Source organism: Geobacillus sp. Manikaran-105, from assembly GCF_002809955.1.
Taxonomy (GTDB): domain Bacteria; phylum Bacillota; class Bacilli; order Bacillales; family Anoxybacillaceae; genus Geobacillus; species Geobacillus thermophilus.
Map to the genome: position 1 here is coordinate 1 of NZ_PIJG01000118.1, position 1,791 is coordinate 1,791.

1 protein-coding gene is annotated in these 1,791 nt (G+C 50.4%); it reads right to left on the reverse strand.

The features are described from left to right. On the reverse strand, window positions 1-1,513 hold a 1,513-nt coding region (locus CV945_RS16750), incomplete at its 3' end, for an IS1634 family transposase (RefSeq protein ID WP_198518538.1). Window positions 1,514-1,791: the final 278 nt, after the last annotated feature.

Sequence of the window (1,791 nt, forward strand, 5' to 3'; positions counted from 1 at the left end):
TTACGTTCGGCCACGATTCATGAGTCCGGATCTCTACGATCCGAACTAACAAGAGGGCCAGCCAACTGAGCAGCACATGCGCCCGGATGCGGTCTTCCAAACGATGATACATGGGACGCAACTCAAGTGTCGATTTCAACGTCCGAAAGGCCTGCTCGATATCCACCAGCTGCTTATACCCGATGGCGACATCTTCCGCAGACAAGGTATCGTCGGATGTTCGGATGAGATATTTGCCGTCATACTTTTCCGCTTCACGAACCGCTTGCTTGTCGATGCGAAGCGTTCCATCCTTCAATTGACGCAAGTATTTTCCGTAGGACGGATGGGAACGCAGCCGGCAGGTGGCCTTATGATGAGCTTCATTAGGGAGTTGGCGAAGCCCCTCCAACTCCTCTTTCAGCGATTCGAGCAGCGTTTCCCGTTCCTTGCGTTGGCGTTCGGCTTCGCTGGGATTGTACACGAGAACATAGCGCTGACGCGCTTCTCCGTCGCCGACAATGATTTCTTTGATATGCAAGTTCTCGCGAACTTGTTGGTAGCGCCCACGGCGGCTCAACGCCTCTTCAACGGCGGCTTTGCCAGATCGCATTTTTTCGCCGACAATGTAGTGTCCCCCGGCCTGTTGCAAGATTCGCAAATTCTCTTCAGACGAAAATCCGCGGTCCATCACGCTGATCACACGCCCAAGCTTCCAGCCAATCAAGTCTTGTTTCACCTGTTTGATGACCGTCATATCCATCGTATTGCCAGGCCATACCCAAGCGCGAATGGGGACTCCTTCCCGGGTAACGGCCAGTCCAATGACGATTTGGACCAAATCGGGACGCTTATCTTTGGAAAACCCCTGCTTTCGAAGCGATTCTCCTTCTGGTGTTTCGGATGGATCCACTTCGAAGTACGACGAAGTCGTATCAAAGTAAATCAAATCGACTTCCAGGTTCAATAAATCGGCCACGGCATGGAACACTTGGCGTTCCAATTCCGGCTGCACAGCCAGCAGCTCATCCATCGCCCAGTACAACTGGTGGCTGGCGACTTGGGGAAGATGAGGGATATGCACGTCTTTCTCCACCCACTCCTCCATCGCCAACTTGCTTGACGGATGAAGGGCACGATTCGCCACCATGGCAAAAATCAGCCGTTCCAACGGAATCTGATGATGTCGGGAGGCAAACAAGGAGTGGAGAATTTCTCCCAATCCCAGTTGTCTCCAGAGCTGATCCAAAAGCCAAGCGCCACCAAGGCGTTTGCTTGATTGAAACTGAAAGTCATCCGACACTTCTCCTGTCAACGTCTCGATTTCCCAAGCCTGCTCAGGAGAAAGGAATCGCGAAATGCTTTTGGCCAGACGCTCCAAGACGGCGCGATCCACCTCGTCTTCGCGCCCAAACGAATAAATCACCTTCGCTTTTGCATATTTGGCCTTCGGATCCCATTCGTTGTGAGCAAGCTGGAGATACGCCACGGTCGTTCCATCTTTGTTTTTGCGTGTTACTCGCCGTATGTACATGCCTATATTATAACCGATATTCAGCTGTTTTAAAAGTTAAAATAAACAAGTCGTGTGCCTATGAAATTCAGTGTTTTTTTCTAGGATCCGCATCGCGAAATCCTTGATATAACAGCATTTTGGCCATTTTCATTTGCCTAAAATGGCCTCAAAACTGTCGAACTCGGGTTTTCTTTTTTACCCGTGGTGCTAGTTGAGCTTTAGCGCTCAACTAGCCCAAGTGTAACCAGGGAATAAGCTAACAATATACCGTCTAGTGCCACTTCAAATCCGATAAT